The sequence below is a fragment of the Kitasatospora sp. NPDC001132 genome (assembly GCF_053598415.1).
On the sequence record NZ_JBSFKF010000008.1, the window covers coordinates 124501 to 142965 of the forward strand.

General features: G+C 72.3%; 18 protein-coding genes. 1 reads left to right on the forward strand and 17 read right to left on the reverse strand.

Translation table 11 applies throughout. The features are described from left to right. Positions 1-121: 121 nt before the first annotated feature. From ACWDBE_RS13855 to ACWDBE_RS13935, 17 genes are all read right to left on the reverse strand, one after another. Complete coding sequence (locus ACWDBE_RS13855; RefSeq protein ID WP_449808076.1) at positions 122-697, reverse strand: hypothetical protein; 576 nt, start codon at positions 695-697, stop codon at positions 122-124. After that, the gene (locus tag ACWDBE_RS13860) at positions 694-1872 is read right to left on the reverse strand and encodes a DnaB-like helicase N-terminal domain-containing protein (protein ID WP_449808077.1); all 1179 of its coding nucleotides are present in this window, start codon (positions 1870-1872) and stop codon (positions 694-696) included. Before ACWDBE_RS13860 ends, ACWDBE_RS13855 begins: the two co-directional genes overlap by 4 nt. Next, positions 1873-2091 (reverse strand): hypothetical protein, encoded by a 219-nt coding sequence (locus ACWDBE_RS13865; protein WP_449808078.1) that lies wholly within the window; start codon positions 2089-2091, stop codon positions 1873-1875. Between the two features lie 28 nt (positions 2092-2119). Beyond that, positions 2120-2605 carry a hypothetical protein gene (locus ACWDBE_RS13870; RefSeq protein ID WP_449808079.1) on the reverse strand — a complete coding sequence of 162 codons (486 nt, stop codon included), beginning with the start codon at positions 2603-2605 and terminating at the stop codon, positions 2120-2122. Then, a complete protein-coding gene (locus ACWDBE_RS13875; protein WP_449808080.1) occupies positions 2602-4383 on the reverse strand; it encodes a type IV secretory system conjugative DNA transfer family protein in 1782 nt (593 codons plus the stop codon). The genes ACWDBE_RS13870 and ACWDBE_RS13875 overlap by 4 nt, the downstream gene beginning before the upstream one ends. Positions 4384-4484: 101 nt before the next feature. Next, complete coding sequence (locus ACWDBE_RS13880) at positions 4485-5765, reverse strand: hypothetical protein (RefSeq protein ID WP_449808081.1); 1281 nt, start codon at positions 5763-5765, stop codon at positions 4485-4487. Between the two features lie 133 nt (positions 5766-5898). Then, the gene (locus tag ACWDBE_RS13885) at positions 5899-6396 is read right to left on the reverse strand and encodes a hypothetical protein (RefSeq protein ID WP_449808082.1); all 498 of its coding nucleotides are present in this window, start codon (positions 6394-6396) and stop codon (positions 5899-5901) included. 33 nt (positions 6397-6429) lie between these two features. After that, positions 6430-7188, reverse strand: coding sequence for a hypothetical protein (locus ACWDBE_RS13890; protein WP_449808083.1), 759 nt, complete (start codon positions 7186-7188; stop codon positions 6430-6432). Positions 7189-7281: 93 nt separating this feature from the next. Further along, complete coding sequence (locus ACWDBE_RS13895; protein ID WP_449808084.1) at positions 7282-8346, reverse strand: hypothetical protein; 1065 nt, start codon at positions 8344-8346, stop codon at positions 7282-7284. Between the two features lie 105 nt (positions 8347-8451). Then, a complete protein-coding gene (locus ACWDBE_RS13900; protein WP_449808085.1) occupies positions 8452-9717 on the reverse strand; it encodes a hypothetical protein in 1266 nt (421 codons plus the stop codon). 17 nt (positions 9718-9734) lie between these two features. Further along, the gene (locus tag ACWDBE_RS13905; RefSeq protein WP_449808086.1) at positions 9735-11237 is read right to left on the reverse strand and encodes an ATP-binding protein; all 1503 of its coding nucleotides are present in this window, start codon (positions 11235-11237) and stop codon (positions 9735-9737) included. 26 nt (positions 11238-11263) lie between these two features. Then, positions 11264-11713, reverse strand: coding sequence for a DUF6238 family protein (locus ACWDBE_RS13910; RefSeq protein ID WP_449808087.1), 450 nt, complete (start codon positions 11711-11713; stop codon positions 11264-11266). A gap of 34 nt (positions 11714-11747) precedes the next feature. Continuing rightward, positions 11748-13217, reverse strand: a complete 1470-nt coding sequence (locus ACWDBE_RS13915; protein ID WP_449808088.1) for an SCO6880 family protein — start codon at positions 13215-13217, stop codon at positions 11748-11750. Between the two features lie 149 nt (positions 13218-13366). Beyond that, positions 13367-14818, reverse strand: a complete 1452-nt coding sequence (locus tag ACWDBE_RS13920) for an SCO6881 family protein (protein WP_449808089.1) — start codon at positions 14816-14818, stop codon at positions 13367-13369. A gap of 22 nt (positions 14819-14840) precedes the next feature. Beyond that, positions 14841-15536 (reverse strand): hypothetical protein, encoded by a 696-nt coding sequence (locus tag ACWDBE_RS13925; protein WP_449808090.1) that lies wholly within the window; start codon positions 15534-15536, stop codon positions 14841-14843. Beyond that, entirely contained in the window at positions 15536-15844 is a 309-nt protein-coding gene (locus tag ACWDBE_RS13930; protein WP_449808091.1) for a DUF6112 family protein, read from the reverse strand. Before ACWDBE_RS13930 ends, ACWDBE_RS13925 begins: the two co-directional genes overlap by 1 nt. A gap of 68 nt (positions 15845-15912) precedes the next feature. Continuing rightward, a complete protein-coding gene (locus ACWDBE_RS13935; RefSeq protein WP_449808092.1) occupies positions 15913-17100 on the reverse strand; it encodes a C40 family peptidase in 1188 nt (395 codons plus the stop codon). A gap of 570 nt (positions 17101-17670) precedes the next feature. On the opposite strand from ACWDBE_RS13935, the gene ACWDBE_RS13940 reads away from it, so the two are divergent. Continuing rightward, entirely contained in the window at positions 17671-18417 is a 747-nt protein-coding gene (locus ACWDBE_RS13940) for a DNA-methyltransferase (RefSeq protein ID WP_449808093.1), read from the forward strand. The last annotated feature ends 48 nt before the right edge of the window (positions 18418-18465 follow it).

Below are 18465 nucleotides of genomic sequence, written 5' to 3' on the forward strand. Positions count from 1 at the left end.
CCGGCGCGGACAGCTTCGATTCGGGCGCTTCCAGCCGGGTGTTGGAGGACTGCAGGGCGAGGGGTTCACTGGCGGGGGTGTGCATGGGGGCTCCGTTCGTGGGGCTGGCGTGGTGGGTGGTTCAGCGGAAGCGCGCGGCGGAGAACGCCGGCGACGCAGGGGGCGGCACCGGGTTCGGCGCGGGCCCTGCCGCCACGGCGGTGGCCGAGCGGCTGCGGGCGGCCTGCACCCGGTTGTCGTCCGGAGCGATGACCGACGCCGTCTGTCGCAGGCTCCGAGCGGCCTGCTGGAGCTCGCCGCGGGCGTTCTCCGAGGCGAAGCCGATGACCTGCCCGGCATTCTGGCGAAGTCCCTGGGCCTTCGGATCGTGGCGCTTCTCGTCCGTGCGGCGCAGGTAGGTGAGTTGCTCGGCGGCCTCGCCGAGGTCGGAGGCGGCCCGACCGAGATGCCCGATCGCTTCGGCGTACGCCCCGGCGACACGAAGCGCATGGTCGGGTGCGGACTGATCGGTGATGCGGGTGGTGAACTCGGTGCCCATAGCCGTGATGAGGGAGCCGAGTTGAGCGATCTGACGGCTCAGTGCGACAGGGTCCGACACCTGGACGGGGAAGCCGGCAGCGGGCAGCAGGTCCCTCTGCTGCTCCAGGGTGATCGCATGCTCGTGGAGGGCGAGGGACTCGCCGTCGGGGGTGTTCACAAGAGGCTCCGGGAGGGCTGGTGCGGGGTGGCGCGCTCGCGGCTCCGGCTCGGTGCCGGGCCGACGGGATGGACACGGTCCGGTGCTGGGGTGCTGCGGGCGGGCGACGGCGTGGGGCTGCGGGCGAGCGCCGCCTGGACGCGGGCCGCTTCGCCGAGATCGGGGCGGCGCTGCGGATCGGACGGGGACGTCGCCGTGCGCCAGCGGGCCCGCACCTCGTCGAGCGGGCCGAGGGCGTGCAGCGCATAGCCGATCAGCTGCCCGGGAGCGAGGCGCCGGTTGTCGGCGTGGGCGGCGATCTGCAGCGCGGCGCCGGCAGCGGCGCGGGTGACGGAGGAGCGCAGGAGCTGCTCGCCCAGCCACTCGGCCGAACCCGCCGCCCCGTCGCGCAGCACGGGCCCGAGCCGCTCCTCGGTGAGCGTGCCGTCCGCCAGCAGGTCGCGCCGCTGCACCTCCCACAGGGCGGTGACCGGGTCGATCGGCTCACCCCGGTGGTGCAGCGCGCCCAGGCAGCGGTAGAGCTGGCCGTGGCCGGGATCGGCGAAGTCCTGGGGACGCAGCCAGTCGAAGACCTCCTCGATCGCCCCGTCCTGGTTCACGAGCAGTGCCAGCAGGAACTGCTCGTCTTCCAGCTGGGCCGCCGCCGGTTCGGCACTGGCAACGGTGATCGGTAGTACCCCGGGAGCGACGGCGCGGGGCTGGGTCCCCCACCGGGCGGCGAGTTCCTCCAGCACGCCCACGAGGACGTCGGCTTGGGCGACGGCGCCCTGGACCTCGGCTTGGCCGGCGTCTTCCTGGGCGACGGCGAGCAGGCGGGCAGCATGCTCGGCGACGGTGCGGTGGATCGAGCCCTCCAGCACCATGCGCCCGTAGACCGGAGCATGGGCCGGACGGGGACAGGCGGCGATCAAGGTGTGCGGGTACGAGGCGGTGAGGCCGCGCACGTGCTGGCCGGCCTGGGCGAGCGTGTCGGTCAGCCACGCCAGTGGCACCGCGCCCTTGGCGGTGAGCGCCGGGTGCCCGTCGGAGCGGAGCCGACGCAGCGCCGTGAACAGCGCCTGATGCGCGGGCCGGTAGAAGTCGCGGGCTTCCAGCCAGTCGAGGTTGCCGAGCTGGCGCGGGTCGAGCAGGACCGCGCCGAGTACGGCCTGCTCTCCCCGAAGCAGCGGGTCCATTTACCGCTCCCGCTGCTGGGCGCGGAGCTGTTCGACCGCGCGGTCGGCGGCGGCTTTCGCGGCGGCGAAGCGGTCCAGCTCGCCGGTGAACGTGGGGTCGGTGGCGAGGATCGAGCCGTCGCCGGTGATCAGCCACCACTGGTTGCCCCGGCGGACGACCGGCGCAGCGGTGAGCGGCGTCGGACGGCCACGTCGGGTGGGCGAGTTGTTGTCGGACATGGAGAGCTCCTCGGGGAGTTGGGCGGATTCAGCGGCGCAGGCGGGCTGGGGGCGCGGCAGTTGGTGCGGTGGCCGGCGTCTCGGGCGGGAGGGCCCTGGGCCGGGCAGGCGAGGCGGCGGTGGCCGCGCGGACCCTGGCCTCGTCCGGTACGGGGCGGCCGTGGGCGCGTACGGCCTCGGCGGTTGCGGTGAAGCGGCGCCGGGAGGCGTCAAGGCCGGACGGCGGTTCCCACCGGGCGGCGTTGGCGGTGAGCGCCGGGGCGAGGGCGGCGACCTCGCTGGCGGGAGCCGAACCGCAGGCGAGCAGCCGGGACTGCGCTGACCACAGGTCCAGGAACCAGTTCCCGTCATCCAGCAGGACCGCCTGCACGTGGGCAGGTCCCGGACCGTCCTGGTAGACCCAGGTGCCGCTGCGCGGTTGGCGCCAGCCTGGCCCGGCGAACGGCGGATCGGGCTCAGCGGCTTGGGAGCTGAACCCCGAGCGGTTGAGGGCGGAGACGTTCGAGATGGTCATGCCGCCAGCCCGAAGCCGTCGTGGTCACGGGACTTGGCGATGGCCCGTTCGGTGATGGCCTTGGTGGCGCGGGCGGAGGCCGGGCCGATCTCCTTGGCGGAGCGCTCCTTGTACCAGGGCTTGAGGTCGAGCATCGCCACCCGCATCCCGGTGGCGAACAGCAGCACCTTGCCCTTGGGGAGCGCGCGGATCTCGTCCGGCGGCAGGATCCGCTCGGTGCGCATCGACACCGAAGTCGACTTGCCGCCATCGGAATTGGAGACTGAGACGGTCTGCACATCGTGCTCGCCGATCTGCCGGGAGAGGCGGTCCGCGAAGTCCGCGTCGTCGATACCCGAGCCGATGACCTTCGTGGTGGCGGCGGACCAGAGGGCGTCCATGCCGGCCTCGCCCCAGCAGCGCTGGCCCTGGCGGTAGGACTGCAGGATGGTGATCGGGATGACGCCGCGTGACCCGAGGTGGGAGTAGAGGTCCGGAAGATCCGAAATTTTGCAGACGTTGGCGGCCTCATCGAGCACGCACAGCGCGGGCGGGTCGAGCCGGCCGCCGTTGCGTTCGGCGACGATGACGGCCGCGCGCATCACCGCGTCCGCCGCAGCCGCGATGATCGCGCTGGCGGAGCCGCCGCCGTCCTTGCTGAGCAGGAACAGCGTGTCCCGGGAGGAGGCGAAGCCGAACGGCTTGAACTCGGGCAGACCGGCCGTGGGGGTGACCCAGGCGGCGATCTCCGGGTCCAGCAGGCAACTCGCGTACTGCCTCGCCGTTTCGTAGATGCCGTCGCGCGTCTCCGTGGCGCCGGTTACGGTGCCCTGGAGCTGGGCGGCGACCGCGTGATGGCCGGCGTCGCCGAGCAGGTCGACGGGAGTGCGGTCCGCCGGAGAGGCGAGCCAGGCCAGCACGTCGGTGATCGGACGGCGGTGGCTCGCGGCGGCCAGGAACAGCGCCCCCAGCGTGTTGGCGGCAGCGGTGGACCAGAAGTCGGAGCCGCTCGCCTCGTCCACGCTCGCGGTCACGAAGTGCCCGGCGAGGCGCTTGGCGCCGGCAAGGTCGCGGGCGTCGGCGAGGATGTCCCACCACATCTCGCGCGGGTGGTGCGCGATCTGCTGCGGGTCCAGCGTCCAGACCTTCCCGACCTTCGCGCGGGCGTCGACGCACGCCGTGTACGCGTCATTGGCGGCCTTGTTGCTCGTGAGCAGGACGGGACCGGGGGCGGCGAGGATCGCGGGGATCGCGATCCCGGACGTCTTGCCGGAGCGGGGCGCCATGATGGCGACCATCACGTCCTCCCAGGAGGCACGGACCTCGGCCTTGCCAGGGGAGAGCGTGCCGACCAGGATGCCGCGGTCGGCCGGGGCGATCTCCTTCTGGTCCTTCAGGCTCGGGCGAAGGCTCCTGGCCTTCTGGGTGATCTCCTTGTCGAGCAGCGGCGCGATGTCCGTCCTGCGGGCCAGGCCGCTCTTCGCCCCGGCGCGCCGGCGCAGCACGATGACGAGCGCGGTGCCGCCGAGGAGGGCGGTGACCAGACCGGGGACGATGCGCGCGCCGATCAGTACTGCGGTCGGGGTGAGGTGCGGCCACAGCCGGTCGGGGTGGAGCAGCGCGTCGGTGACGCGGAACGGAGTCCAACCGTCGGAGCCGACGAGGGCGTTGGTGAGATTGCCGGTCAGCCAGGAGAGGCTGCCGAAGGCGAGGGCGGCGCCGAGGACGCCGAACAGGAGGTAGAGGAGCGCGTCGGTGCCGGTGCTGGTCGACGGTGCATTGGTGCGCGGGGCAGGCAAGGGAGGTTCCAGGTGGGTGCGAGCGGGTGGTGGGCGGGGCGCGCTCGGCTCTGGTACGGCTCACGGAACTTGCTCTCCTTCGGGGGGGGTGGAGGAACGTTTCAGCGGGTGCGGCCGGCGCCGGAGACCGCTGCGGCCGACACCGGCACCGGTGCGGCAGGGCCAGCGGTTGTCCGCAGACCAGCTGCGGCGGCAGGGGAGACGGCGATCGCCGCGCTGGTGACGGCGGGCGAGGGGTAGACAGCCGCGGTCTGCTCCTGGCGGGCGAGTTCGCGCGCGTCCGGAGGAGCGCCGAGGGAGCGCAGATCGCCGACGGCGTCCACGAGTTCTGCCTCCGCGGTGCCGACCCACTCGGCCGCGGTGGAGAAGCGGTCGGACAGCTCGTACTCGTTGGGATCCAGGTTGGTGACCTGCTCCGCCGCAACCTCCAGCGCTTCCCGTAGCCGGGCGAGGACACCGTCGTCGGGGGCGAGGAGCTGGTCGATCGCCTCGGCTGCCTGGGCGGCGGTGGCCGCGCCGCGGATGCGGTCGGTCAGCTGGAGGACCTGCTGGCCGGTGACCTTGAGACCGTTCGGGTCCGTGGGCGTGGTCAGCCGATTGAGGTCTAGCTTCGGGTCGAGCTCGACGCTGTAGCGGGCGGCGCGCAGCATCTCGGTGGCATGGGTGGCGATGGCGGCCCGGTCGGGGGCGGCGGTGGTGGTGGGCAGCCGGTGTCGGCGGCCGTACCAGTCCTCGGTCTGCCGGAATCCGGCTGTGCGGAGCAGGGTGGCGGACAGGTCGTCGCTGGAGCCCTTGGCGGTGACGCTGCCGCTTGGCTCGATGCTGATGGTGATGGCGGGGGTGGGCATCCGGTAGTCCTTGGCGGTGGTGATGGAGGGGGCGGACCGGGTGAGGCCGAGTTCGGTGGCGATGCGGTTGCACTGGGCCTGCACGTGGAAGGCGTCCCGGTACGTGCTGTGGATGCGGCCGTCTTCGCGGACGACGGTGGCGACGATGTGCACCGAGCGGTCGAGGTTGCGGATCGCGGCCCACCGGCAGCCGTCCGGGTCGCCCTCGGGGGCGAGCCCGGCTGCGGCAACCAGGCGCCGGGCGACGTCGGCCCACTGGGCGTCGGTCAGGTCCGGTTGGCGGGGGTCGGAGCGCACCGAGCACAGCCAGACCGGCCGTTCGGGCGCGCGGGCGCCGATCCGCGCGGCCGGGGCGTCCAGCACTCCGCCGCCCAGGACCTCCTGCGGGTCGCCGAAGAGGGGCAACTGCTTGTCGGCACCGCGATAGTCGGCGGCGATCAGCCGGGGCCGCAGCCGGTAGCGGGGATCATCCTGTCCGTAGAGGGCGGGAATCAGCGTCGCCGTCGTGGCGGCGCGTTGAAGGTGGGCGATCACGGCGTCCCCTCTCGGACGATCGGATGGCGGTGCCCGGCGGCGCGGGCTGACGGGGACGAGGATCCACAGGATTCGCGGTTTGGTCCGGCCGCCGACCGGTGGTAGAAGCCCGCCGCCGGGCACCGCCCGCTGATCACACGAAGGGGTTCTCCGTTGGCCGGTCGGCGTCGGTCGCGGCATCCAGCAGCTCGGGCAGGTCCCCGGGTTCGGACGCGCGCTGGTCGATCCACCAGCCGGCGCGGGTGATGGTGCGGGCCTGGTCCTCGATCCGCTCCCACGCGGACTCCGGCATCCCGCCGTCCAGGACCAGCGCGGCGTAGGCGGCGGCGAGAACCTGGTGGCGGCAACGGATGCCCCAGGCAGTGCCCTTCTCGGTGCCCTCCAACGGAGGCAGCCGGTACTGCTCGGACCAAGCTTCCGACTCGGCCTGCTCGGCCGCCCGCTTGGCCTCCAGCCACGCCACCTTCTCCGCCTCGTCGCCGTCCTTCGCCGAGCGCCAGCAGTCCGTACACTCCTGCTTGGCCAGCCACTCGGCGAACCCGGCCCGCCGGTCGGCCGGGCGGTCGCCGAGATTCCGTTCCACCTCGTGCCCGCACGAGTGGGTGATCTGCCAGACCTTCTTCACAGCCATGCCTGCTCTGCTCCTTGGGTATCGGGGTGGTGGTCAGCGAGAACGCGCGAAGGCGATGCGCGGATCGACGGCCGGCGGCGGGACTGCAGGCGCCGCAGTGGCGCGCGGCCGGGAGGACGCGGCGGCGAGGACGGCCTCGTCGACGCGGAACTTCCGCGTGGTGAACGCCTGGTGGGCCGTGGCGCGGTGGGCGGCGACGTCTGCGGCGAGCTGCGGTTGCACGGCCACGCGCAGGTCGCCGGCACGGTGCATCGCCGTGGTCGCGGAAGCCAGGCGCTCCAGTGAATCGCCCCGGCCGACGGTGGAAGGAAGGGTGTAGACGTCGAGAGGGTGGTTGAACTGCCAGCCGTGGGCTTCGAGGATCTCTCCGCCGCGCTCGACCGCGTTGACCGTGTCGGCGGTGGCGGCGACGATCCCGAGCCGGGGATGTTCGGCGAAGGCGATGTCCGGTTCCGGAGAGGACTGCTGGTGGCTCTCGGGCTCGTCAACGCCGGGGTGTGCAAGGACCTGTGGCGCTTGGATAGTGTTCGCGGGGGCCAGGGACATGTCGGTGTCGACGCGGTAGCCGGCGCCGGTGAGTAGCTTGGCGGCCCAAGCGGCGCGCTCATCAGCCTCGCGCTGCTGGTTGGTGAGCGTGAAGAGATTCGGGTGGCCGGGAATCCGCTGGAAGTCGAGGCGTTCCAGCATCCACTCGGCGGCGGCCGACTTGGTGGGGAGGGCGGCGACGATGCCGTGCTCGGGGTGGCGCCCGATGGCGACTTCGGGCAGCGGGCTGGGATCGGGGGCAGGCACGGTGGAACTCCGCTTCGCGGTACGGACGGTGAGGGGCGCGGGAACGGGAGAGGTCTGGTTGGGCGAGACATGGCGGGCACCTTCCTGGCGGGTTCAGCGGCGGGGCCCGGTGGAACGGACAGTGCCGGTGGCTGCGGCGAGAACGGCTTCGGCCGGGTGGCCGGTGAGGGTACGGGTGGAGGCGGGGGAGGTGGCGAGCGCGGCGAGCACCCGGGCGTCGACGCCGCTTGCTGCGACCTGCGGAGCGGGCCGGGCGAGGCAGGGGTGGGCGGTGTGCCGGTCGGCGAGGTCGCCGCGCATCGCCCGGATCTCCCGCACGTAGCCCTCGGCCATGGTCGCGATGTAGCGCAGGCGCGCCGCGTAATGCGGATCGGACGCGCCGCCCAGCCCCTCCCACCAGGACGCCGTCTCCTGGAGGGCTCCGACGACCTGGTCGAGGACGCCGTCGCCGGGGGCGGTCAGCTCGCTCAGCGCGTCGACCACCTCCCGGGTGTGCCCGGCCCCTGCGATGGCCTCGCTGACCTGGGCCAGCGACCGTGTTGGCGGCAGTGCCGGCGGGAGGGTGGTGTCGAGCAGTTCGGCCGGACAGGCAACGGCGTAACCGTTGGCCTGCAGGTGGTCGATGGCCTGGGTCACGGCAGCGCGGTGCTCGGCGGGGTCGACCGTGGCGACCGGGAGCCGGTGGTAGGTCTCGTGCACCCGGACGACGGGGACGAACCCGGCACGGTGAAGGACGGACTCCGCGCTGACCCGCACGGCCTGAGTCTGCTGTCGGGGCGGAGCGCCGAGCCGGTCCAGATGCTCGCCGATGGAGGCGAGCATCGATTCGACGCTGCGACCGCGTCGCGCGTCCGGGCCGGTCGGCTGGCTGTCGTACAGCACCTCGCGGGTCCTGGTGCGGGGATCTTCCCGGAACGCGTACCAGCCGACGACCTCGCCTTGGTCGGCACGGGGGACGATGAACATGGGGCCGTCGTCGGGCAGTTCAGCTTCGACGTACGGGCCGGGCCGGGTCGTGCAGGGGAGTCCTCGTGATACGAGCGACCTGGTGATGTCGGGGAACGGGTCGTGCGCCGCCGGGCGGCTGGTGTGGTGCACGTACGCGTTGACGCCGGAAGCGGTTTCGGTGAACTGGACGATCAGCTGGTCGGGTTGCATGGCGTGCTCCTGCTGTGGTCGCCCCCGGGTACCGAGGGCGGTGGCGCTGATGATGCGGAGATCCGGGAGTTTGGTTCGGCCGGAATCGGCTGGTACAGCGGACGGTCACCGGGCCGGGCGCCGCGCATCTGGACGCGGTGGTGCCGGCGTCGCTGGGGCCGGGGCGCTCTGGTCCCGGAGGTGACCGGAGCGGGCGATGGCGGCCTTGACCTGCGCCTCGCGGTCCGGGGCGGGGAAGCCGATCCTTGGTGTGACGTGCGCGGCCAGCACGGGCAGCGACCCGTCGACGGCTCGTACGGCGTGGGCCCACGCCTCCCGGTTGCGCAGATCCTCGGCGCGCCGCCGCGCTTGGTCGGCCTTCGGGTGAGTGCCGACGATGCTGGCCGTCGCCGTCTGCCAGCCGCTCCGGATCTCCTGGAGCCGGGTGAGGGCGCCCTCGGTGACGTAGAGCCGCCGAAGGTCGGGCCCGATGACCGGGTCCAGGTGGTCCTCGATGGTGGCGGCTGCCCGGATGCCGGCCACGACGTGCGGACCGTGGTCGATCAGCGTCTCGATGTCGCCCCAGGCCGCTCGGTTGCGTGCCGCCTCGGACTCGAAGCTGCCGATCTTGCCATGGTGGCCGTACGGCCAGTCGGGGGCCGGGATCCAGGCGGTGGTCAGGTCCTGGATGTGATTGGTGGCATAGGTGACGAATCCCGTGCGTTCGTGCCAGACCGCCTGCTGGTAGCGCGGTGCGAGGCTCCCCGTGATCTCGGACGCGACCGTCGCCAGGGTCGCGTCGGCGGTAAACGCTAGGGGGACCGGCGGTTTCACCGCTCCGATCGTGTGCGCGAAGCCGTCGGGAACGAGGGCGCCGACGAGGAGCGGGGCGTCCTCGCTGACTTGGACGGCGAGCAGCTTCTCCCCCCGCGGCCCGGTGAGCGACAGCGCGATGTGCGGAGCGGCGGCGATGTTCCAGGGCGGCGTGCCCCAGCCCCAGGTCTGCTCCAGCAGTTCGGCAAGGTCCCTGCCGGGGCTGACCGGGCAAGGCTGGACGGACCAGCCCGGCAGTTGCGCGGTCAGGTTGGCGGCGAGGGGCGGAGCCGGCGCGGGGCGGCGAGGCCGGTCAGGCAGAGCCCGGCCGGCCTCGTCGAAGTACACCCGCACGTACACCTCGTCGGCAGTGCCGAAGGCGCCGCCGGGCCGGAACAGGGCGTAGGTGGACTCCCACTGCTTGCCGGTGCTGCTGGTGTGGGTAAGGACGAGGTCCCAGTCGGAGCCGAGGTAGGGGCGGGAGTCGCGGCGGGCGGCGAGGATCTGCTCGAACGCGGTGAAGTCGGCCGGGGTGAGGTGGGAGTGGTCGAGGTAGGACGTGTTGTCGTTGTAGGACACGGAAGTTGGCGCCGTTCTCAGGCGGCGAGGCGGAAGTCGGTGTCGTAGAGCTCGCGTTCGCTCGGGTGGAGGAGGTGCTGCACGATGAAGCTCAGGCCCGCGACCTTCCACAGGCCTCGGCCGCGGGTGAGTGCGGCGATGGCCTGGGCTTCGACGCCGGTGAGGCCGAGCAGGCTCATGGCAGCGGGGATCTGGTCGGGTTCCTGCCGGTAGATGATCCGGGTGGAGCAGTCGGCGAGCAGACCTTCGGCGAGAACCCGCCCGCGCGATCCGGCGTCGCCTGCGGACAGCAGGTCGGAAAGCCGGTGCAGGATCAGGAGGTTGGCGATGCCCAGTCCGCGGCTGAGCTTCCATTGCTGCTGCATGCGCTCGAGCAGGCCGACATGGCGCATGATTCGCCACGCCTCGTCGTAGATCACCCACCGCCTGCCGCCGGCGGGGTCGGCGAGCGCGGCCTCCATCCACGCCGACGCGCAGGTCATCGCGAGGACGAGGGCGGTGTCGTCGCCGCTGCTGCCCAGGAGGGATAGGTCGATGGACAGCATCGGGGCGTTCGGGTCGAACGTCACCGTGGAGGGTGCGTCGAACATTCCGGACAGGTCGCCGCTGACCAGGCGGCGCAGGGCGTGGGCGAGGTCGTCGGCGGCGTGGCCGATCCGCCCTTCGTCGCCGAGGGCCGCATCCAGGCGCTCGCGGGTGCCGAGCAGGCGGGCAATGTCGCCGAGCAGTGGCACCGTGCTGTTCGCGTTGGCGTCGACGACGGCCAGGTCCAGGGCGGCGGACAGGCCGGTGTGCTCCATCGGCAGCAGATCGCGCTTGAGCACGGTGGCCGCGAGGCTCGCCAGGAGGAGCAAGCGGCGCTTGCGGACCTCGCCGGTCCAGTCCTCCTCGCTCACCCCGTCTGGCCGCTGCGGCGTGTCCAGCGGGTTCAACCGTCCCGGCAGGCCAGGGCCAAGCGCGATGGTCTGACCGCCGAGAGCCTCGGCCAGGCCGGACCACTCACCCTTCGGGTCGGACGGCACGTAGATCTTGTATCCGTGGGCAACGGCGCGGGTCGCGATCGACTTGGCGAGCGCGCTCTTGCCCATGCCGATGACGCCGCACAGGATCGCGTTCGGGTTCGTGAACCCCTCTATTCGGCCCGAGTTGTAGAGCGCGAACGGGTCGTAGCAGAAGGAGCCTTCGGCGTGGAGGTCGCGGCCGATGAAGATCCCCTCGGCGCCGAGGCCGGCTTCAGCGAGGAACGGATAGGCCCCGCCGGCGACGGCGGTGGTCATGCGGTGCTTGGGCAGGCGAAGCTTGGCACCGCGGGCGGACGCGGGGCCCGGCCGACCCGAAACCGGGTAGGTGGGCTGGAGATCGAGGTCGGCGCCCTCGTGCTCGCGGCGCTCGGCGGGGGCTTGGGCGCGGCGGGCCTTGGTGCGGGCTTCGGCGAACTCTGCGCGGGCGGCGCGCTGTTGGGCGCGGGTGGTCTTGCGCGGGACGAAGAGGTGGGAGGCGGTGGCGCGGTTCCTGGGCATGATCACGTATCCGGGGAGGTCGGGGTTTAGCGGCGGACGAGGCCGGTGAACGGGGAGTGCAGGTCAGCGGGGGTGGTGCGGCGGCGGACCAGCTGGGCCGTCTCCTGGTGGCGGCGGCAGATGGTCAGCTCGGGCGCGCCCTCGGGCAGACGGGCCCGGCAGGCGTCGCGGGTGGGGACTTCGCCGGTGCCGGGCCGGGGCGCCGAGTGGTAGGCGGTGTGGAGGTGGTCGGCGGCCTGCCACAGGCAGGTGCGCGCGGCCTTGAGGTGGTCGCCCTCGCCCGGCAGCAGCGGGGAGGTGCGCTGGGCGTGGGCGTCCAGCAGCCGGTGGAGCGCGACGAGGTGCTCGTGGAGGGAGTCCAGTTCGGCGCGGGAGGCGACCAGGGGACCTGCGGGGATGTTGAGCGCGCGGTGGAAGTCGATCGCGGCGGTCGCGTAGGGGACGAAGTCCTGCGCGGTGGCGGTGGTGGCCGGCATCGGGGGGCTCTTTCGGAAGACGGGTTGGCCGGCATTAGGCGGCGAGGGCGAAGGGCAGGGCGGCGGCGGTGAACGCCGCGGCCTGCTGCCAGGTGAGCGGGCGCAGGTCGAGCTGGGCGCCGACGGCGGCGGTCTCCACGACGGCGCAGGCGGAGCGCAGTTCGTCCTCGGTGTCGGCCGAGACGGTCAGCAGCCCGGTGAGGGCGACGTCGGCGTGGCCGGCGATCAGCTGGCGCTCGCGGTCCCGGATGTCCTGGTACTCCACCGAGTCGGCCTCGGAGGCGACCTGTCCCTTGCGGGCTCGCTCGGCCGAGTCGGCGATCACGCTGGCCTTCTTGCGGCGCACGTCGCGCATCGCGGAGTCGATGTCCTTGGGCTCGTAGGCCAGGGAGACGGTGCGGCGCACGCCGGAGGCGAAGAGCACCTGGTGGAGGAAGCCGGGGTTGACCTGGGTGCGGGGCCAGTTCTCCACCCAGTAGGTGGAGTGGTGGGCGGAGTCCGTCGAGATGTGGTCGGCCTTCTCCAGGACGACCACGGGGCCAGCTGCGGCCGGGTCGGCGGCCGGGCGTCCGTCCTCGGACCAGCGGTCCAGCGCGGCGCGGGACTTGGGGTCGTAGGCGGTGCGGGCGACGGCGGCGATCTCGCCGGCGTTCAGCCAGCCGGTCGGGTTGAGGCCGGCGGTGCGCGCGGACTGCTCGAAGGAGCTGGTCAGCTGGGCGAGGACCGCGAAGCTGCCGGTCAGGCCACCACCGGCCTGCGCGATCAGGCGCTTGGCGGCCTTGAAGTTGAGGGCGATGGCCACGTATGCCTCGTGCGGGGCGCTGGCCGGGCCCGCGTTCTGGATCAGCTCGCCGTACAGCGCGCCTGCGAGTGGCGCGTCGGGATGACCGTTCTCCTCCCAGTGCCGGCGAAGCCCGTCACCGCTGTCGGGCACGGTCCGCTCGATCACCTGGATACGGGCGACCTGGCCGGTACGGGCGAGCGCCGCCAGCGCACGACCCCACCCGTTCACGTTGGCGTTCTGGGTGCCGGGGTCGAGCAGGGCGTAGGCGCGGGAGGAGACCTTGACGATCGCGGTGAGGGTGCCAGCGTGCGGGTCGTGGACGGCACCGTAGCGGCGGTCCGGGGCGGTGACCACGCGCAGGCTGGCCGCGCTGCCGGGCAGGTGGAGCAGGCCCTCGCGCACCGGTCGGGAGGAGGGGCGGACGAGCCAGACCAGCTGTCCGCGGAACCGGCGCAGCGCGTAGCGGGCGGCGATCGGGGCCCAGTCGGCGAGGGTGCGGCCTCGGTAGCGGACGAACACGAACGGGGCTATCGCGCCCCAGACGGGGAGGAACTGGAGGGCGCCGGTGACGCCCCGGGTGGTGAGGACGGTGAGCAGGAGCAAGCCGGCAGCGGCAGTGGTGATCAGCTGCGGTGCGCTGAGGCCGAGCAGGATGCCGCGCTTGGAGCGGTGGGGGAACTTGACGGACGCAGGGGTGGTGTCGGGCGTCGAGGAGGACATCGGGGTTCCAGAGGGGGGTGAGCGTTTGGGCGGCGGGCGGGGGCGCGGCAGCACTCTTCTGGACGTCATCGAGGGACTCCTTCACTGGTCGCAGGGGGTGGCCCGGGGCGGGCGGCGGGTCGTTGCCCGCCCCGGGAGGGGGGTACCGGTCAGGAACCGGGGTTGCTCGGCTGGTTCGGGTAGATGAACCGGACCGGGTCGGCAGCCGGGGCTCCGCTCGGCGCAGGTGCGCTCGTCGCGGGCGGTGCCGGAGCGGCGGGGACCGCAGGTGTCGATGGCGCAGGCACGCTCGGTCCCGGGGACGCGCCAGGTGCGGACGGCGCGGCCGATCCCTCTGCAGCGTTCCGGATGCTCGGGGCGACCGGTGCCTCCTGGCCGCCGGACGTCGGCGGGCCCTCAACGCCGCCGGAGGAGGCCCGGGTGATCAGGGCCGGGATGCCGGGCCGGGTGACCAGGGCGCGTCCGCGGTCGCCGGGCGCGCTCGGGTCCTCGCCGAAGCGGAACTTCGTCGGCTGCTGCGCGGGCCCGGCGTCGATGCCCTCCTTGCTGACCCGTCCGGTCGGGTCGATGCCGGAGGAGACGCCGCCACCGTCCATCCCCGGGACCTGGCTGGGGCCCTGCGGGGCCGGGACACCGGTCCCCATCTGCATCGCGAGGCCAGCGGCGGTCTTCGCGGCCCCGGCGGCAACCGCCATGCCGGCGACGCCGGTGCGGTGCATGTCGTCGTGACCGGAGCCGTCGGTCGCCCAGTGGATGAACTTGTAGACGGCGTACGGGCACAGCAGGACGAGCACCATGATCACGACACCGGCCATGACGTCCGAGAGGGCGGCCATCCCGTCCTTGGCGTCGGAGTTGCCGATCGCGGACACGCCGGTGATGAACACGACGGTCATCAGGAGCTTTGAGACCACCAGGGTGGCGGTGGCCTCGATCCAGCCGCGCCGCCAGCGCTGGGCCACCTCCCAGCCGCCGCCGGCCCCGGCGAAGCTGGCGAGCACGACCATGATCAGCACGCCGACCTTGCGGGCCACCATCACGCCCCAGTACAGGAACGCGCCGATCGCGCATCCGACGGCGACCAGGGCTGGGATCGCCCAGCCGAGCCCGTACATGAAGCCGAGCTCGGACACCTTGATGATCCGCCGGATCGCGTCCTCCAACGACGTGCCCGCCGCCTTGAACAGCCCGGCGGACAGGGCATCGACCACGGTTACCGCCACGGCGGTGAAAGAGATCGCGCAGAACGAGAACAGGACACCGGTCATGGTGCCCCAGGCCGCACGGGCGAGGGCCCGGTCGTCCCTGCGCCAGGCGGCCAGGATCAGCTGCGCGCAGAACGTACCGACGGTCAGGACCAGGCCGATCGGCAGGATGAGCTGGTAATTGTTCCTGAACCAGGGGGCGTTCAGGTCGATGGCCGTGGTCTGGTCGACCGCTCGTGAGGCGAGGTTGACGGCGCTGGTCGCCAGCTCCGTCATCGACTTCGTGATCCACGCGCCGATGCCGTCGGTGATGCTCTTGCCCGGGTCCGAGACGAAGTTGATCGCGTCGACCGCGTCGCAGACCTGGTTGATCATCGGGATGTTGCAGACATCCATGAGGGGAACCTCCTTCCTCGGGTCAGGGCGAGACGGTCGGCAGCACGCCGACCAGAGCGCAGGGACGGTCGGGGCGGCACTGGACGGCGAGGGTGGACGAGCGGTCCTCGGCCCCGCCCTGCGGAGCGCCGTTCCAGGAGATCGACTGCTTGCCGGTCACGGTGATGGCGTAGATGTATGCCTGCTTGATAGCGCCCGGGTCGGCCTGCAGCGCCCTGGTGAACGTGTCCGGGAAGTGCGCCTCGTCTGCGGTCGCGGTGGCGAACTGCCCGGAGTCGGCCATCCGCACCCACAGCAGCGGCGAGGGCACCAGGCGGTCCACCGAGTCGGCGTCGGCGTAACTCCCCTCGGTCGTCAGCCACCGGTGCAGACCGGCCACCAGCTCCGGCTGCGAGTACAAGCGGGTGTCGTACGACCACAGCGCCACCGCCGCCGCCTTCGAGTAGGCGATCGGATCGTGCGTCGACGGCGGCAGCGGAACCGAACCGGCACCGCCCGTCTGCCCCGCCGACGCAGATGCGGTCGAAGCGGCAGCGGCGGGCGAACCGGATCCGTGTGGGACGGAGTTGGGTGCGGTGCGGGTGCCGCCGGTGAAGTAGGCGAGCGCGCCGGCCAGGACGACGAGGGCCACCAGGACCACGAGGCCGAGCAGCGCCCGGCGACGCACGCGCGATGCGCCGCCGGACACGCTTTCACGGGTGAAGGAACGTTTCTCCATCAGTGGACCTGGCCGCCCAGTCCGGAGAAGAAGGCCACGATGCCGTTCGCCGCACCGATCAGCAGCGCGGCGCCCGCGCTGACCAGGACGCCCTTCTTGCCGTTGGCCTCGGCCTGGTGGCCGCCGGAGTGGTGGCCCCACGCCCAGACCCCGGCGCTCACGGCGAGGGCGCCGACGATCGCGATGATGCCGAAGAGGTTGATCGAGCCCATCACCTGCTTGAGGACCGAAAGTCCAGGCAGGCCGCCCTCGTTGGGGGTGATGCCGGGGTCGAATGCGAGCTGCGTGACCGCGTCCGCGAGGTACATGAAGAACTCCAGTTCGCATTTCGGGCGCGCCAAGGCAGCCCGGGGAGGGGGAAGGAGAGAGGCGCCGGTCAGACGACGCGGCGGGCCGCGAGGATCTCCGGCCGCCATTCGGCGAGGGTCGAGATCTTGACCACGTCACCGGTCTTGGGGGCCTGCACGACGAGCCCCGAGCCGATGAACATGCCCACGTGTTCCGGCGCGGCGGCGGTGCCCCGGGTGAACAGCAGGTCGCCGGGCTTGAGCGCGTCCGTCGACACGGCCGTGCCTTGCTTGACCTGGGCGTAGGTGGTCCGCTCCAGGGAGACGCCGGCGGCCTTGTAGGCCATCTGCATCAGCGAGGAGCAGTCGCACCGGCCCATCGGGTCCGGCCCGTGCGCGCTCGCGCACGACCCGCCCCACTGGTACGGGGTGCCCAACTGGCCCAGTGCCCAGCGGATCGCGGTCTGGACCTGCTGCGGCGCGTCGGCCGGGATCGCGTACCCGGCCGGCAGAGAGCCGGCCGGGATGGTCCCGAAGTCGGTGCCGTCGCCGCCCGTCGTCGACGTCCCGCAGCTGCCGGTGCCCGGTGAGGGGCTCGCGGTGGCGCCGGCTGAAGGGGACGGTGTCGGCGTCGGGTTACCTCCGGGCGGCGGCGAGGCCGTGCCGGCGGGAGCGAGCAGCGGCTCGATCGCCTTCTGCAACGCGGTCGCCAGCGGCTCCCACTTCGCGTAGGCGTCGGGGTAGCCGCTCCTCTGCACCGCCTGGGCGGCTTGGGTGACGGTCATCGACTGCCAGCCGCTGACCTGGTTGAGCGCCTCGTAGAACTTCGTCGAGGCGTACACCGGCTGCATGATCTGCGCCGCCGTGCCCCAGCCTTGCGAGGGCCGCTGCTGGAACAGGCCCAGCGAGTCCCGGTCGCCACCGTTGACGTTCCGCAGTCCGCTCTCCTGCAGGGCGGTCGCCAGGGCGACGATCTGCCCGCGGACGGGGATGTGCATGGCGACGCCGGTGGCCTGGATGGTCTTGGCGTTGGGGACTTGCTCGTCCGGCTTGTCCAGCCCTGCCACGCTCGGAGCGCTGAGTGGACTGGAGCCCTTGAGGATCGACTCCACCTGCGCCGCGACAGCGGAGCTGTCCACACCCTGTGGACCACCGCCCGGCGGACACGAGGCGGACGTGGCCGACGCGTTGCCCGCGCCGACGATCACCACCGGCAGGGCGAGCAGCAGTGGGCCGCAGGCGACGACACCGACGAGCGTGCCGACGGTCTTCTTCACGGCCGCCGCCGATCACCCGAGTGGCGCCCGGCGGTTGGCGGAGGTGGATGTGGGCACGGGTGTGCCAGGGCATGCTGCATCGCAGCGCTCCTTGCGGGGTTCGTAGGAGGGTGCGGTGCCGGCCTCTCGTGCGAAGAAGTCGCCGGCACCGCGCCGGTGGTGAAACCGCCCTTGCTCAGGGCGGGCCCGAATCACGGGAGTCGGTAGCTCCCGGACGCCGGTCGCGGGTCACGCGCGGCAGCCAGCCGCGCTCGTAATCTCAGCCGGAACACAGCGACTCCTCAGGGCGGGGATAGGGACAGCGATCCGTAGACAGCCCCGTTGGACGAGACAGCACGGATCAACACGCGCCGAGCCGGGCCGAGTTGGCCTCCTGCCCGGTTGGCATGGCGAGACAGTAGACGCGAAAGACGGCCGCACCAAACGACCCCCGACCAAGGCCGGTCCCAGGGGAACCGCTCGTTAGGCGCGGCCGTCGATCGCCGCTACCTTCCCCTGCATCCCCGCTCCCGGCGGCTGCCGCCGGGCGTCGCCCGGAGCGGGCCCACCCCTGCCCTGAAAGAGGAATCAGTGAGCTACAAGCTGCACCGAGGCGACGCCCTGACCGTGCTCAAGTCCCTGCCCGACGAGTCCGTCAACGCCGTCATCACCGACCCCCCGTACAACAGCGGCGGGCGAACCAGCTCCGAACGCACCAGCCGCGACGCCCGAGCCAAGTACGTACAGACCGGCTCCGCGCACGACCTCAAGACCTTCCCCGGGGAGAACCGCGACCAGCGCTCCTACCGCTCCTGGCTCACCGAACTGCTCACCGAGGCGTACCGGGCGAGCACCGAGCACTCGGTCGCGATGGTCTTCTCCGACTGGCGGCAGGAGCCCACCACGAGCGACGCCCTCCAGATGGCCGGCTGGACCTGGCAGGGCACCATCCCGTGGATCAAGCCCGCCAGCCGGCCCCGGAAGGGAGGCTTCAAGCAGTCCGCAGAGTTCATCACCTGGGGCGTCAAGGGCACCCTCGACAACAGCCGGGACCTTTACCTGCCCGGCCACTTCATCGCCTCCCAGCCCCGCAAGGACCGGGTCCACATCACCCAGAAGCCGCTGGAGATCATGCAGCAGCTCGTCCAGATCTGCCCCGAAGGCGGAACCGTCCTCGACCCGTTCACCGGGAGCGGCTCGACCGGTGTGGCCGCCCTGCGCGAAGGCAGGCAGTTCCTCGGCGTCGAGCTCAGCCCTCACTACGCCGACGTCGCCGAACAGCGCCTGCGCGCCGAACTGACGCAGGACGACTTCGTCCTCGCCGGACCGGAGGCGTGACAGTGAGAACCCCGAACAGCCGGCACCGACCGACCTACAGACACAGAA

What these genes read in the sequence shown, in the direction of transcription:
- ACWDBE_RS13860 (WP_449808077.1), bottom strand. Translation starts at nt 1,872, where the DNA reads ATGGACCCGCTGCTTCGGGGAGAGCAGGCCGTACTCGGCGCGGTCCTG.
- ACWDBE_RS13865 (WP_449808078.1), bottom strand. Translation starts at nt 2,091, where the DNA reads ATGTCCGACAACAACTCGCCCACCCGACGTGGCCGTCCGACGCCGCTC.
- ACWDBE_RS13870 (WP_449808079.1), bottom strand. Translation starts at nt 2,605, where the DNA reads ATGACCATCTCGAACGTCTCCGCCCTCAACCGCTCGGGGTTCAGCTCC.
- ACWDBE_RS13885 (WP_449808082.1), bottom strand. Translation starts at nt 6,396, where the DNA reads ATGGCTGTGAAGAAGGTCTGGCAGATCACCCACTCGTGCGGGCACGAG.
- ACWDBE_RS13895 (WP_449808084.1), bottom strand. Translation starts at nt 8,346, where the DNA reads ATGCAACCCGACCAGCTGATCGTCCAGTTCACCGAAACCGCTTCCGGC.
- ACWDBE_RS13905 (WP_449808086.1), bottom strand. Translation starts at nt 11,237, where the DNA reads ATGCCCAGGAACCGCGCCACCGCCTCCCACCTCTTCGTCCCGCGCAAG.
- ACWDBE_RS13910 (WP_449808087.1), bottom strand. Translation starts at nt 11,713, where the DNA reads ATGCCGGCCACCACCGCCACCGCGCAGGACTTCGTCCCCTACGCGACC.
- ACWDBE_RS13915 (WP_449808088.1), bottom strand. Translation starts at nt 13,217, where the DNA reads ATGTCCTCCTCGACGCCCGACACCACCCCTGCGTCCGTCAAGTTCCCC.
- ACWDBE_RS13920 (WP_449808089.1), bottom strand. Translation starts at nt 14,818, where the DNA reads ATGGATGTCTGCAACATCCCGATGATCAACCAGGTCTGCGACGCGGTC.
- ACWDBE_RS13925 (WP_449808090.1), bottom strand. Translation starts at nt 15,536, where the DNA reads ATGGAGAAACGTTCCTTCACCCGTGAAAGCGTGTCCGGCGGCGCATCG.
- ACWDBE_RS13930 (WP_449808091.1), bottom strand. Translation starts at nt 15,844, where the DNA reads ATGTACCTCGCGGACGCGGTCACGCAGCTCGCATTCGACCCCGGCATC.